The organism is Blautia sp. SF-50 (assembly GCF_900101315.1).
GTDB classification, from domain to species: domain Bacteria; phylum Bacillota; class Clostridia; order Lachnospirales; family Lachnospiraceae; genus Blautia_A; species Blautia_A fusiformis.
This window is the reverse complement of record NZ_FMUW01000014.1, coordinates 1-14,295: the sequence shown is the minus strand read 5'-3', so window position 1 is coordinate 14,295 and position 14,295 is coordinate 1. Positions and strand designations below refer to the sequence as shown.

Annotated in this window: 14 protein-coding genes, 2 tRNA genes and 1 rRNA gene; 6 read left to right on the top strand and 11 right to left on the bottom strand. The window is 43.6% G+C overall.

Features of this window, described 5'->3' with window-relative positions; all coding sequences use genetic code 11:
* Positions 1-65 precede the first annotated feature (65 nt).
* Together BLP57_RS10015 and BLP57_RS10010 are read left to right on the top strand one after the other, a co-directional pair.
* Positions 66-153 (top strand) — tRNA-Ser (locus tag BLP57_RS10015).
* A 127-nt stretch (positions 154-280) separates the two neighbouring features.
* Positions 281-351 (top strand) — tRNA-Trp (locus BLP57_RS10010).
* Between the two features lie 172 nt (positions 352-523).
* On the opposite strand, the gene BLP57_RS10005 is transcribed toward BLP57_RS10010, so the two are convergent.
* The 8 genes from BLP57_RS10005 to BLP57_RS09970 all read right to left on the bottom strand — a co-directional run bounded on the left by BLP57_RS10005 (position 524) and on the right by BLP57_RS09970 (position 7,156).
* Positions 524-952 carry a cytidine deaminase gene (locus BLP57_RS10005; RefSeq protein WP_092071379.1) on the bottom strand — a complete coding sequence of 143 codons (429 nt, stop codon included), beginning with the start codon at positions 950-952 and terminating at the stop codon, positions 524-526.
* Positions 953-988: 36 nt separating this feature from the next.
* A complete protein-coding gene (udp, locus tag BLP57_RS10000; protein ID WP_059085420.1) occupies positions 989-1,780 on the bottom strand; it encodes a uridine phosphorylase in 792 nt (263 codons plus the stop codon).
* A 153-nt stretch (positions 1,781-1,933) separates the two neighbouring features.
* Positions 1,934-2,128, bottom strand: coding sequence for a PF20097 family protein (locus BLP57_RS18885; protein WP_092071376.1), 195 nt, complete (start codon positions 2,126-2,128; stop codon positions 1,934-1,936).
* Positions 2,129-2,176: 48 nt separating this feature from the next.
* Positions 2,177-2,776, bottom strand: a complete 600-nt coding sequence (locus BLP57_RS09990) for an NUDIX hydrolase (protein ID WP_092071373.1) — start codon at positions 2,774-2,776, stop codon at positions 2,177-2,179.
* Positions 2,777-2,914: 138 nt separating this feature from the next.
* Positions 2,915-3,886 (bottom strand): D-2-hydroxyacid dehydrogenase, encoded by a 972-nt coding sequence (locus BLP57_RS09985; protein ID WP_092071370.1) that lies wholly within the window; start codon positions 3,884-3,886, stop codon positions 2,915-2,917.
* A gap of 71 nt (positions 3,887-3,957) precedes the next feature.
* Entirely contained in the window at positions 3,958-5,103 is a 1,146-nt protein-coding gene (locus BLP57_RS09980; RefSeq protein WP_092071367.1) for an ABC transporter permease, read from the bottom strand.
* Positions 5,090-6,214: an ABC transporter permease gene (locus BLP57_RS09975; RefSeq protein WP_059085418.1), complete on the bottom strand. Its 1,125-nt coding sequence runs from the start codon at positions 6,212-6,214 to the stop codon at positions 5,090-5,092. Before BLP57_RS09975 ends, BLP57_RS09980 begins: the two co-directional genes overlap by 14 nt.
* A gap of 12 nt (positions 6,215-6,226) precedes the next feature.
* Positions 6,227-7,156, bottom strand: a complete 930-nt coding sequence (locus BLP57_RS09970; RefSeq protein WP_059086850.1) for an ABC transporter ATP-binding protein — start codon at positions 7,154-7,156, stop codon at positions 6,227-6,229.
* Positions 7,157-7,666: 510 nt separating this feature from the next.
* Between BLP57_RS09970 and BLP57_RS09965 the strand changes: the two genes are divergently transcribed.
* From BLP57_RS09965 to BLP57_RS09955, 3 genes are all read left to right on the top strand, one after another.
* Positions 7,667-8,680 carry a sensor histidine kinase gene (locus BLP57_RS09965; protein WP_242872604.1) on the top strand — a complete coding sequence of 338 codons (1,014 nt, stop codon included), beginning with the start codon at positions 7,667-7,669 and terminating at the stop codon, positions 8,678-8,680.
* A 133-nt stretch (positions 8,681-8,813) separates the two neighbouring features.
* Positions 8,814-9,434 carry a response regulator gene (locus BLP57_RS09960; protein ID WP_059085416.1) on the top strand — a complete coding sequence of 207 codons (621 nt, stop codon included), beginning with the start codon at positions 8,814-8,816 and terminating at the stop codon, positions 9,432-9,434.
* A gap of 65 nt (positions 9,435-9,499) precedes the next feature.
* The gene (locus tag BLP57_RS09955) at positions 9,500-10,642 is read left to right on the top strand and encodes an RluA family pseudouridine synthase (protein ID WP_092071364.1); all 1,143 of its coding nucleotides are present in this window, start codon (positions 9,500-9,502) and stop codon (positions 10,640-10,642) included.
* Here BLP57_RS09955 and BLP57_RS09950 read toward each other — a convergent pair.
* Positions 10,624-12,030 carry an MATE family efflux transporter gene (locus BLP57_RS09950; protein ID WP_044961660.1) on the bottom strand — a complete coding sequence of 469 codons (1,407 nt, stop codon included), beginning with the start codon at positions 12,028-12,030 and terminating at the stop codon, positions 10,624-10,626. The two genes, BLP57_RS09955 and BLP57_RS09950, sit on opposite strands and share 19 nt — an antisense overlap.
* A 309-nt stretch (positions 12,031-12,339) precedes the next feature.
* On the opposite strand from BLP57_RS09950, the gene BLP57_RS18270 reads away from it, so the two are divergent.
* Positions 12,340-12,642, top strand: coding sequence for a helix-turn-helix transcriptional regulator (locus tag BLP57_RS18270; protein ID WP_242872603.1), 303 nt, complete (start codon positions 12,340-12,342; stop codon positions 12,640-12,642).
* A 238-nt stretch (positions 12,643-12,880) separates the two neighbouring features.
* Here BLP57_RS18270 and BLP57_RS09940 read toward each other — a convergent pair whose 3' ends face one another.
* On the bottom strand, positions 12,881-13,492 hold the full coding sequence (locus tag BLP57_RS09940) for an ECF transporter S component (RefSeq protein ID WP_059085414.1): 612 nt from the start codon (positions 13,490-13,492) through the stop codon (positions 12,881-12,883).
* A 465-nt stretch (positions 13,493-13,957) separates the two neighbouring features.
* A 23S ribosomal RNA gene (locus BLP57_RS09935) occupies positions 13,958-14,295 on the bottom strand; the annotation flags it as partial.

Below are 14,295 nucleotides of genomic sequence, written 5' to 3'. Positions count from 1 at the left end.
AGAAAAGTTTTAAAAAAGATTGACCTTTCTCCGGATACCTTATATAATAATAAAGGTTTGCATCCGGAGATGTACCCAAGTGGCTGAAGGGTCCGCACTCGAAATGCGGTAGGTCGGGCAACCGGCGCGAGGGTTCAAATCCCTCCATCTCCGCTTTTCTGCCGATTTATGACAGGAAGAATTTTATTTATATTTTATTATACAAAAAGCACTCTCATCTCTTGACAATTGTATATTTTATATGTATAATTGCAACAGTGATGAAAACATAATTTAATATAGGGGATTGGTCAAATGGTATGATAGGGGTCTCCAAAACCTTTGGTGGGAGTTCGATTCTCTCATCCCCTGCTATTAGAATCGCTGAAAAATCTTAATTAAGGATTTTCAGCGTTTTTTATTGTATGGCAGAAAAAGTGATCGCCCGGCCTGTCATATCAACATCCGGGCGATCACTTTTCAATATTTTACTTCTCACTGCATTCATATCGTGAAAATCTCTGCACATATCCACATGCGCTTATCACTTCAGTTTCTTCAGATTATCCGGTCCAAATCCAAATGGCAACAGTTCCTTTAACGTAAAGATATCATATTTTTCTCTGCTGACTGCCAGTATGATCTGAAAGGTTTCCGGATCACAGAACTCCATCATAACCTGTCTGCATACTCCACAGGGTGCTGCATACTCTGTAGGAACACCATCCTTGCCGCCAACGATACAGATTGCCTGAAAGTCTCTCATGCCTTCACTGACCGCTTTGAAAAAAGCAGTTCTTTCCGCACAGTTTGTTGGAGTATAGGCAGCATTTTCTATGTTACACCCGGTATAATAGGTACCGTTTTTTACAAGAAGTACCGCCCCTACATGAAAATGTGAGTATGGCGCATAGGAATAGTCCATCTGTCTGATTGCCAGATCGATCATTTCTTTGATCTGTTTTTCTTCCATAGTTTTCCCACCTTTCCTGAATCAGGCATGTATACGTTATTCTTCTTTTTTCTGTGCCTGATCTGCACGGATCAGTTCACGGATCGCCTGTACTGCAACCTGGATTGCCTTATCGGTATCATGTACCACAGGATTATCCAAACCCAGCTTTTCTCTTTCCTGATTTGCAAGCACCAGGAAGCAGGAGCCCACACGTACTTTTAAATGGCTTGCCACTATAAAAAGAGCAGCGGATTCCATCTCCGACGCAAGACAGCCGAGACGTTTCCACGCTTCCCATTTATTCATCAGTTCATAGCTGACCGGCTTGGTTTCCGGCTCATGCTGGCCATAAAAGGAATCCTTACATTGTACCACACCTGTGTGGAATTCACATCCTTCTTTCTTTGCTCCTTCCACAAGTGCATTGATCACTTCCAGATTTGCCACTGCCGGGAATTCAATAGGTGCATACTCTTTGCTGGTGCCCTCCATACGGATCGCACCCGTTGCAACAACAATATCACCACTTTTTACCTCCGGCTGCATTCCACCGCAGGTTCCGATGCGTACAAATGTGTCAGCCCCGCACCGATAAAGCTCTTCCATTGCGATAGAAGCGGACGGTCCGCCGATTCCAGTAGATGTCACACTTACCTTCACTCCGTCCAGTGTTCCGGTGTATGTTACGTATTCCCGGTTATCTGCTACCAAAACCGGATCATCAAAATACTGTGCGATCTTTTTGCAGCGTTTCGGATCTCCCGGTAAAATAACGTAACGTCCCACTTCTCCTTTTGCTACCTGAATGTGATACTGTCTGTCCGCATCCTCTGAATAATTTTTCATGTTTGTTTCCCCCTTTCTCAGCTAACAGTTTCCCTATTCCTTATGAATAAAAAAAAGACTGCATTTTCATACAATCCAGTCCTTTATTCTTTTATTTTAACCTTGCTTCCCAGCGATCCCCGCAAAACTATATCCTGCATTACAATAAGAAGATCATTCATAAGATATAAGGATCTTCTTACAATGCTCGCAGCGATAAGCCTCGATCCGATCACCATATAGCATTTTCGACAGGCCTTTTTCGGTGTTTAATCGCATAGCTTCACCTCTGCTCCTCCATTCTATTCCTGAATTGAAGGAATGGATCTGGCCTTCACACATTTCGCCTCCGCAATATGGACATTTCATCTTATTTTTCTATGCCTCCTCCGGCTTTTCGTATTTGCTCAGTCAATGTCAAACCTCTTTTGTCTTTATCCCATTATAACATAGATTCATTTTCTTCAAAAGCTTAATATAAACATGTTCCACAAACCACGGTTCTGTTGATCTCATCAATGCTTCTTCCGGTGAAAACCAGGCTACACCGCTGTTTTCATCTGCTTTTATGGAAACAGCCTCTTCTGAATCTGCCTCAAGGAGATATGTTAGGTTAAAGTGCAGATGGCTGGATACATATTTTCCTTTTTTCATATGGCCGTCTACAGTCAAGGATTCCAGGGAAAAAATCTCTTCTGACACCGGACGAACATTGGAAATCCCTGCCTCTTCTTTTACTTCTCTGACAGCAACGGACAGTAAATCCGTCTCACCATCTGCATGTCCTCCAAGCCAGGACCAGGAATTGTATATGTTGTGATATACCATAAGGACTTTCGTCCGTTCTCTGTTTACTACCCAGGCAGAAGCTGTCATATGGGCTACTGCATTTTCCCTGGAAAAAGCATTCTCATTATTTCTGATCCAGTCCAGGATCAGGATTTTATCTTTTTCTTCCTGCTCATTATATGGCTTGTATTTTTCTATCTGATCGATCAGTTTCTGGCGTGTTATCATTATGCACTCTGTCTCTTTCTTAAATATCCATAAATGTATTTTTAGTCAAGCGGATAAAAGCATCCGCTTCGCTACTTGCTCATAACCGGATAACTGCTTCACAGTTTATCAGAAGGAGCTTGTAACTATCTTTTTTATTTAATACCCATCCTTTAACCGGACAATATTTTTTAATTTTTTTCCATTCAGATATCGTTCCAGATTTTCCATGCAGATGTTCCAGATCATATCCTGGACTTCAGCGTTTCCACCGAAACTCGGGCCTGCAATGTGTGGAGTGATAAGGACGTTTTCCATATTCCAAAGAGGTGATGTCTCCGGCAATGGTTCTGTTTCAAATACATCCAGGACCGCTCCTTTTAAGTGGCCTTCCTCCAGTACTCTGATCAGGTCTTCTGTTGGAATGAGGCTTCCTCTTCCTACATTAACCAGAATTGCATCTTTTTTCATGGAATACAGCCGTTCGTAATTCAGAAGGCCTTTTGTTTCCGGTGTTCCCGGGAGACAGCCAATCACAATGTCCGCTTTCTGAAGCTGCTGATCCAGCACTGTCAGATCATATACCTCATCAAACTCTTTCATCTGCTGCAAATACTCCGGGACTGCAGTTCTTTTTATTCCAGTCACATGCGTTTCAAACGCTTTCATTCTATGGGCAATATTTCTTCCTATATCCCCTGTTCCCAGGATGAGAATGTTTTTTCCATATATGGTTTCTGATGATCTATTCTGTACCCAGAGGTGTTTCTGTTTGTTCTTCCAGTAGTTCGGAAGTTCACGGTACAGCGCAATGATATTCCCGATCACATATTCTGATATGATCTTTCCAAAAGCGCCGGAAGCATTGGTTAATGTAACTCCTGTCGGGAATGCTTTCATTTTTGTATATTTGTCCGCACCGGCCCAGGTCAGCTGGATCCAGCGAAGATTTTCTGCTTTCAGGATTTCTTCTTCCTCTGGCTCTCCGATCACTACTTCTGCTGCTGCGATCGCATCCTCAGTTTCTTTGCCCTGAAATGTAAATTCGCACTGATCTCCGAATTTTGTTGCAAACTGATTTTGAATTTCTGCATTGCATTGTGGTTTTAGTAAAACTTGTATTTTTTTCATGTTTTTCTCCGCAAATCATCTTTATCAGCTATATCCTACCATAATTAACAGCCATCTGCTATTATTTTCTGTTATTTCTGCTGTTGATACCTGGTCACTGCCAGGATCATGCAGACAAAAACTACCGCAAACATAGCTTCCAGTCCAATGCCTTTCCACACCGATACAGCTGCCTCACCTGTTAGGTGGCTATAACTTCCAAGAGTCTCATTTACGTTTTCATACCAGTACACAGGAAGAAACTGAGACACCTTCAGGACGTTTCTGTCCATAATGTTCATGGGAACAAACACACCACACAGAAAGCACATTCCAAGAGACAGGATATTTGCGATCCCGCTTAACATGTTGCTGTTTTTTACAAAAAGACCGATCAGATAGGAAAGTGAAAGTGCCACTGCCATCATTACCAGAGTGTTCAGTACATAGTATCCGAAATTTTCTGAACTGAGAAATGTTTTTCCATATATAAGGATGGCTCCAGCCATACCGATTCCCCATAAGCCCCCGCCCATGATAAACATGGCCAGAAGCCCTTCCAGACTCTGTCGTCTTGCAGAGATCGCAGATGCCTGCATTCTCTTTGGTATATCGTCTTTTTTGAGAGCCATCAGAACATATCCCATCACATAGCAAAGTAATGCAAGAAACAGATATGGAATATATCGGAAATAATAGAGCCATCCGGACGTACCACTGTTTTCATCTGTATCCAGCATGGTGACTTCTCCTCTTTTTTTATCCAGGATCGCTGTTGCCGCTTCCTTCTGGGAAAAACCGGCTTTCAGATATGTCCGCATTGTATTCAGGCAGCTCTCAAGCTGCTGATCCACATAATATGCCGAATAAGATCCGGGCACCTTGGTCACAGAAATACTTTCGCCGTTTACCATACAGTTCTCATAAAAATCCTCAGGAATCACCACGATGTATTCTACATTTCTGTAAAAAAGCTCTTCCTGAAGCTTCTCCCTGTTATCCTCCAGCATGGTCACGTGATGCGTACCTTCAATCCATTTTACCAGTCCTTCTGCAAGTGGTCCGTTGTCTTTATCCACCACTCCGATCTTTATTTTTTCGCTTTCATAGCTGGTATAAGTTTCCTTACCGGCCGCTGCCTGAAGTGCCATTGTCACTCCGAAAAAAATGCCCAGATACAGGAGGATCAGACCTGTATTTTTTTTCATGATCCTCATATAGCCTTTAAATACTGTCATAACGTTCCCTCCTGACCATGAAAAAGGATGCCATCACCAGCACCACGCACATTACCGCCAGTGTGATCAGATTTCTATAGTATCTGGTCATATCATCATATACATTGATACAGTAAAACGCATCTGAGATCAGTGATGCAGGATTGATCCGGTTCACAAACGGAACACTTTTTTCCACGATATCCTTCATATTTCCGTTCATCAGTCCGGCAAGAAAGCTGCTTACCATAGAGATTCCAAGCATGAGCCCGATTCTGACGCCTTCCTGCATTTTTCCGAAGCTGCCTATAAACATTCCCATAGATACACCGATGAGACTTCCGAAAAAAGATACCACCAGCATTTTTCCCATCTGTCCCTGAAAATCCAGATTGAGAATATACCGGAGATACAGGATCAGAATGATCACGTCCACATAGCCCAGAGCAAAAGATGTCAGCTGGTCTGTAAGGATCAGCTTCAGCTTGTGGGTCGGCGTTACACACCGTCTGGCTGCCAGAGGTGTGATATTGGCCTGGATCCCGATCGCAGAGCCAAATCCGATAAAGCATCCATACAGGCAGGCCATGGCGATCAGTGCGTAAAAGAACTGCACATTTCCGTCAATGGTCCGGCCACCAAGAGAGACTTCCCTTACCAGGCTGTCGGAACTTAACAAGGATTTCATGGTTTCCATATCCATCTGCGGATTTTTTTTCATGATATTGGTGATGGTCGTTCTGGTGTTTTCGCAGCTGTCGAGAACTGTCTGAAGGATACTTTCTTCTATTCCGATTCCTGCTACTGTAAGGGAAGGCTCTTTTCCCACATAATAAATCCCTTCTACTTTTTTATCCTGCAGTGCTTCCAGCGCTTCCTTTTCCGACATTTCTTCTGCTTTTAAAAGATCCGGACTGCTTTTTTCCACTTCATCCAGATAGGTCATAAAAAACGTATCCGCAGAAGCTTCCTTCACCACTGCCACCGGGACCGTCTGAAAATCTGCTTCATTGATATTTCCGAATGCAAAATAGAAAAAAGTTCCAAGCACAAGCGGAAAGACCAGCGGCCAGAATACAATGTTAAAATTCCGGATCTTGGAAAGAAAACTGTATTTCAGTAAATGCAACATCTCCCATCCCTCCTAATCTCTCAGCTGTTTTCCGGTGATCTCCAGAAAGACATCATTTAATGTAGGCAGTTCGGAAAAGACTCTTCCAAAAGAAATATCCTGGCTTTGCAGATAATTAAGAAGACGGATCAGGTTATGCTTCGCATCGGTACAGCGCACGACCAGCACCTGTTTTTCATACTGCACATCAAACACATGCTCCAGTGTGCGGATATCCCGGAGATTTTTTTCTTCCAGGGCAATGGCTTCTACGGTGATGGTCTCTCCTGTTTTGATCATCTGCTTCAATTCTTCCTTTGTTCCCTGAGCGATGACTCTTCCGTGATCCATGATGGCGATCCTGGTACAGATCTGCTCCACCTCTTCCATGTAATGGGATGTGTAGATAATGGTGGAGCCCTGGTGGTTCAGCGTCTGGATCCCTTCCAGGATCTTGTTTCTGCTCTGTGGGTCTACAGCTACCGTCGGCTCATCCATAATGATCAGTCTCGGCTTGTGGGCGATCCCGCAGGCAATGTTCAATCTTCGTAAAAGGCCTCCGGAAAGCTTCTTCGGGTACATTTTGCGGAAATCTTCAAGACCTGTAAATTCAATGGCATCCTCCACCAGCTCTTTTCTCCGTTTCCTGTCCCGTATGTAAAGGCCGCAGAAATAATCGATATTTTCCTGCACTGTCAGCTCATCAAAAACGGCTACATTCTGAAGCACGATCCCAATCTGTTCCTTGAGCTTATAGCTGTCCGGCTTCATCTCTTCTCCGAATATCTTTATTTCACCTCTGTCATATTTCAGAAGTGACAAAAGGCAGCTGATGGCCGTTGTCTTTCCCGAGCCGTTGGGACCAAGTAATCCGAAGATCTCACCCTCCCGGATATCCAGTTCCAGATGATTCAGTGCGGTAAGATCACCATATCGTTTTACCAGATTTTCTATGTGGACCATACTCTGTGGCATATGTTTTCCTCCTTTTTTACAGTCCGTTAAGCAGGACTTTTATGTCTTTTTCGCAGAAATTCATATTTCTTCTATGATGCCATTATATCCTTTTCTTCTGTCTGCTCCAAGTGTTGAATGTCACCACCTGCGAATGACAAATGTCATGTCTTTTTCAGAAAGATAGATTTTTCTTTGCAGGGAAGGAACCGGTATATTATAATAAAGGCACATTGATTTCAGAAATTTGTGCAGCAAAAGGGGTTCTCCCGGAACAGGATACGATAATTTTAGCCGGTTATCTGCCTGACTTTCGGAAAATGCTGTAGTAGAAAGGAGGGTATATTTTTTATGCGTTATTTTACAGATTCCATACTATTGCTTTTATACAGTACTTTAACATTTTTTTATGTGCCTGCAGATCAGGCTCTTGTGTTTGCCCTCCTTTTTGCGGTGATCCTTTGCTGCATTACTTATCTGTGCAGGGTATGTAAAACAGAATCCTGTTCACACAATTCTTTGCCAGTATTGAAACCCGCCGGAAATATCATTCCGGTTCTTGCAGGAAGCTATGTGATCTTTGGATTATGTTCCCTGTGGTTTTCGGATTTTCTTCTGTTTTTCCCGCTGCTTCTGTATCAGACCTTATCTGCCGGGCTTTTTCCTCTGGCAGTGGCTGAGCTTCCACTTTGGGGATTTCTGGTTTTTCAGATCAATAGATTTCCGGCAGTTCTTTGTCTGCTTGGGATTTTTGGTTTCGTTCTCTCATTTTTTCTCTGGCTCTATGCCGGAAAATATCAGGCTCTTTACCAGGATTTTCATCAGATCCGGGATGACAGTGAGGAACATACGCTTCTTCTTTCTGAAAAAAACAAGGCACTTCTGGAAAAACAGGATTACGAGATTTATGCTGCTACATTGCGCGAGCGAAACAGAATTGCCAGAGAGATCCATGATAATGTGGGACATGTACTATCCCGTTCTATCCTTATGACTGCTGCCTGCAAAACCATCAACAAAAATGATTCTCTTGATCCTCTGCTTGGAAATCTGGAAGAATCCCTGAACGGTGCTATGAACAGCATCCGTTCCAGTGTACATGATCTTCATGACGATGCGATAAATCTGGAAGATGCCATAAAAGGACTTGTAAAGGATTTCACCTTCTGCCCGGTGAATCTTACTTATGATATGTCCAGGCAGATTCCAAGAGAGGTGAAATACAGTCTGATCAGTATTACAAAGGAAGGGCTTTCCAATGTGATGCGGCATAGTAATGCGGATTCTGTGGATATTCTTCTGCGGGAGCATCCTGCACTTTATCAATTGTGCATTGAGGATAATGGGACACCGGAAAATGGAATTCCGGATATTCAAACTGGATCAGACAGCAATAAGGCCAAAAATATTTCCGGTGGTATGGGACTGTCCAATATCCGTGACCGTGCAAAGGCGCTGGGCGGTACAGTCCAGATTACGCAGGAGAATGGTTTTCGGATCTTTGTGACGATCCCGAAATCTGTTTCTAATTGAATCAGACAGATATTTCTCACTTTGCCGGAAACCTTCCTGATTTGATCAAAGTACTTTCCCGGCATATTGGATCCGTCTGTTTTTTCTGATCTGTAAATTTACTTTTTATAACTCATAAACAGGAGATTTTGACATGAAAATTATAATCGTAGACGACGACTGCCTGGTTGCAGGAGCACTAAAAACCATTCTTGAAGCAAACCCGGATATCGAAGTGACTGCCACCGGCTCTGATGGTGAAGAAGCCTGCTCTCTGTACAGAGAGTATCTTCCGGATATTCTTCTGATGGATATCCGTATGAAAGGAATGGACGGACTGGAAGCTTCCAGAAAGATCCTGGGCGGATTTCCGGAGGCAAAAATTCTTCTTCTGACTACTTTTTCCGATGATGAATATATTGTAAAAGCCCTCCGCCTCGGCACAAAGGGTTATCTTCTGAAGCAGGATCATACCAGCATTCTTCCGGCTCTTCAGGCGGTTTACTCCGGCCAGACCGTGTTCGGCACAGAGATCATATCCAAAATCCCTGAACTCCTACAGTCCTCCGACGGATTTGATTATGCTTCCAGAAACATCAGCGAACGGGAGCTGGATATCATCCGGCTGATCGCCAACGGATACAGCAATAAGGAGATTGCCACAGAACTTTTTCTCAGTGAGGGAACGGTACGAAATTATCTCAGTTCCATTCTGGATAAACTGCAGCTGAGGGATCGGACTCAAGTTGCTGTTTTTTATTATCAGCATAAGTAAAAATCTCCTGCATCCAAATTCCTGTAAATATTTATTAATTTAATAGAATCGGAGGATTCCTCACAATGAACGGCTATCTTACTATCTATATCCCGAAAACAGCTGTTCCGGCACCTGTCTCCCGCTTTCTTCGCACGCAGGCAGGTCTTACAAAAAAGCAGATCAGCCAGGCGAAGTTTCGTCCCGGTGGTATCCGGAAAAACGGACAGCAGTGCCGGGTAACGGAAACCGCTTATCCCGGGGATCAGATCATAGTATGCCTGGAAGCGGACGATGTGGATTCTACCCAGCTGGAATCTTCATCCTTTACTGTCAATTTGTCCAATCACCATTTCCAGTTCTCCGCAGACGCAATTTCATATTCTGATTCCGCAGCTTCAGAATTTGCAGGTTCTGATGTCAATTCTCACATTTATCATTCACTGGCTGCAACGTCACAGTTTCTTCCTGAGTTGGCGATCATATACGAAGACCAGGATATCCTCGCCATAAATAAACCTGCCGGGATTGTCACTCATCCTTCCGGTTCTCACTACAGTGACAGTCTCGCCAACCAGGTGGCTTCCTATTTCCGTTCCAAAGGAGAGCCTACCAAAGTCCGGTCTATCGGACGATTGGATAAAGAAACCTCCGGTATCCTGCTCTTTGCCAGGAACCAGACTGCTGCCGCCAGATTACAGAACCAGCGTGAAGAAGGGATTTCAGAGAAAACCTATCTGGCTGCAGTTTCCGGTTTCATGCCTGTGGATGAAAATGGAGCTTTTCACAGGATCTCCGTTCCCCTTGCACCTGACCCGGATAACCGTCTGAAAATGGTCGTATCCACAGATGGCACGCTTCCCGGAAGCAAACATGCAGAAACCCTTTATTCTGTTCTGAAATCTACCGGCCCTGACGCAGCAGCTCCGTCTTCTCTTGTAATGCTCCGTCTGAAAACCGGCCGTACCCATCAGATCCGTGTACACATGGCATCTCTCGGGCATCCTCTTCTGGGTGATTCTCTGTACTGTTTATCGGACATATCGAATCCGTTTTCCCGGGCTGCACTCCACGCATGGAAGCTTAAATTTCAACTTCCATTTTCAATTGATGAATCTGCTTCCGACACCCGGGCTTCCATGCATCATGACAAAAATGACAAAAAAGAAATCTCCCTGGAAGCACCCCTCCCGGAAGATTTCAAAAAATTCTATGAAACGATATTCTGAAGCCATACGCCTTTTTTTACAAGGATAAATCCAATGACACATTTCATCATATCCGCTGCCTGGACCATTGCGTAGATCACAAGTACGGGCAGACCTGTAAAACGGCTTAAGGTAAATGCGATCGTTACACTTACCACCCAGATAAACACACTGTCAAACAGAAATGTAACGATGGTCTTTCCACCGGAACGCAAAGTAAAATATGTTGCATGCAGGAATGCATTCTGCGGCATGAAAAATGCTGTGAGCATAATAAAATATTTCGCCAGAGTACGTGCCTCAGTATTGGTATTGTAAAGCCTTGGAAACAGTGGTGCCATTACAAACATCACAGCTGCCACGCAGGTACAGCAGAACACAGAAAATGCGATCATCTTGTTGTCCGTATCTCTGGCTTCCTTCATCTTACCTGCCCCCAGAAGCTGTCCTACAACAATGGCTACCGAATCTCCAAGTGCGATAAATACGATATTAAATACATTGTTGATGGTATTGGAAATATTTAATCCCGCAACCACGTTCAGTCCACGAACTGAATAACACTGTGTCAGCATGGCCACTCCGGCTGCCCATAAAGTCTCATTCAGAAGCAGCGGGGTTCCCTTAATAAGTATCTTCTTTGTCAGGTTCGCCGGAACCTTTAATGTTGAATACAGACCCTGTGCAAAAATATTCTTTTCTGTATGCTTATGTGTCCAGCTCAGGACAATGCAGGCTTCCACATATCTGGAGAGTACTGTGGCAACAGCCGCACCTCTTACTCCCATTTCCGGGAATCCAAATTTACCATAGATCAGAAGATAATTAAATATCAGATTGATCAGCACAGCCACGATCCCGGCCTTCATGGGAAGTACGGTCTCACCACATTCACGTAAGGTACTTGCATAGACCTGCACCATCATAAATGGCGGAAGTCCCAGAAGCATGATCCATAAATACTGTTTCCCATAAATAAGAGTATCCCTGATCTCCTGTGCGGTTCCGTCACCTTTTAAATACATGCTGATCAGTGAACCCCCAGCTGTCAGAAACAGTATAATGGTGATCGCTGTCAGAATCACTGCCATCCACAGTTTATAACGAAGTGTCTGGCGGACACCCTCATGATCCTTCTGTCCGAAATACTGTGCTGTAAAAATTCCCGCTCCGGACACCCCGCCGAAAATACATAGATTATATACAAAAATCAGCTGATTGACGATCGCCGCTCCAGACATCTGTTCGGTACCGATACGACCGATCATAATATTGTCCAGAAGACTGACAAAATTTGTGATCCCGTTCTGTACCATGATCGGTACTGCAATAGACAGGACCATCAGATAAAACCTCTTATCTCCTACGAACTTTCGGAAAAAAGAAGATTTCTCTTTTACCTTCTCCATAAATTCTTCCCCCTTGTTTTTCGTTTTCCTTCATCCAAAATTCTCCACAAAAAGAAGACTGCCCACCCGAAACAGTCTTCCCTTTCGTAAGCGTTGTAGCTACTACCTTACTACAAACTTCTTTTATTTTCAATAGTCTTTATAACGATAAATCTCCGCTTTTTTTGTATCTTTTTACTCCACCATACGACTCTCGTCTGCAATATCCTGATCTTTGAACTTTTGTTCCAGCTGTGTCACAATTTCAGTGTCAAAGTTTTTCAAAGTGATCTAAGCCGGCTGAAAAAAGATCTGGACCGGCTGAATCTGGTGCTGAATTATATTTCTGAGAATTACAAACGGCCTATTTCTCTGGATGAGATTGCAGGTGTTGCTTATCTCCAGACTGGATATTTCTGCCGTTTTTTCAAGAAAAAGATGGGGGGTACATTTCTGGAATATCAGAATGAATACAGACTTTCTTTTATCTACAAAGATCTGATCAATACGAAAGACCCCGTGCATGTGATCCTGGAACGCCATGGATTCACCAATTATAAGCTGTTTCGACGGATGTTCCAGGAGCACTTCGGGTGCACACCTACGAAGGTGCGGGAGAATATGCGGAAATAACAGTACCTTCTCTTACACCATCCAGTCTTCCCGCAAATACGAAGGAAAGTACCGCAGCAATCACTGCCATGGATACGTCAAAACAGATCCTGGTTATTCCGAAATTTGTTTTCTATGTGAGGATAACCATATAAAAAATGATCCTATACACGCATAAAAAACAGCGAAATGAATTTTAACTTCCATTTCGCTGTCTTGTGTTATTTCTTGTTTTCTATTATTTTTTTAGTATGTCGTTTTACGCAACCTGATTTTTGTTGTTGGTAACTGTGATCAGATGACTTTTGATCAGTACCGGACGTACTGCATTATAGATGATCGCTACCAGAATTACAGATACAACTGCATTGATAAAGGTTGCCGCCGCACTCATTTTTGCAAGTGCCTGTGCCAGTTCCTGTGGCTGTCCCAAAATGTACTGTTTGTAGAAATATCCTACGATAGGATCTGCAATTACGTTAAATGCAAGTCCTGCAACAGATGCGATCACACTCCATTTGAAAACATATTTTTTATCTGTACTCTCATTGATCTTTGCAACCTTGTGTGCCACAAGACCTACGATCAGACCGATACAGAATTTCAGTATAAAGGTTTTCGGTGCGCCTGTGATATAAACAGGGTCCATGATATCTGCAATTCCCATTCCGATAGCTCCGGCAAGTCCGCCATATACGCCACCCAGAAGCAGTGCTGCAAGTACGCAGAAAGCATTTCCGATATGAATGGATGTTGCGTCTCCGCCCGGCACCGGGATCTTAATCTGCAGAAATGTGAAGGATACATAACATAAAGCTGCTAATAACGCAGTTTCTGCAAGTTTAACTACTGTGTTGTTCTGTGTGTTCATAATAATTCCCCTCTCGTTTCGTTATTACCTTTGTTATTACTTTAATGTATGATTGTATTAATGTAGGAATGTAATAACTTGGATGTTATAGTACCGCTTGTTTGGGTATATTACAAGGGGCAATTTTTATGTTTTTTTAGGGGACAGTTTTTATGGGTAATAAAAAAGTGGCTGTTTAAGCCACTCTTTCATGATTGTATATTCAAAACTACATACATGTTCTGTTGATGATCGTTAATCTTTTTTGAATCAATTTTAACCTGCGTACCGATTCGCCTTTTTTCACGGGCTCGCAGCTAAAGCTACATCACCTGTTCTTTTGGCTACTCCAGCGGTGGTCATCTCGCGACTCCGTCGTTCGATGTCATTTGCTTCGCAAATGTTCAGTCTGTACCATAAATGGTTCTCCACAAGCAAGCTTGTTCCGCCCCATTTCTGTTACATCCTGCCCGCTTCCTCGGCTTTTTGGTCAAGCCCTCACCCGATTAGTAACAGTCAGCTCCATGTGTTACCACACTTCCACCTCTGCCCTATCTACCTCGTCGTCTTCAAGGGGGTTTACTTCACTAAGAATGGGATATCTCATCTTGAGGGGGGCTTCACGCTTAGATGCCTTCAGCGTTTATCCCTTCCGGACTTGGCTACCCGGCCATGGCTTTGGCAAGCCAACCGGTCCACCAGCGGTCCGTCCATCCCGGTCCTCTCGTACTAAGGACAGCTCCTCTCAGATATCCTGCGCCCACGCCGGATAGGGACCGAACTGTCTCACGACGTTCTGAACCCAGCTCGCGTACCGCTTTAAT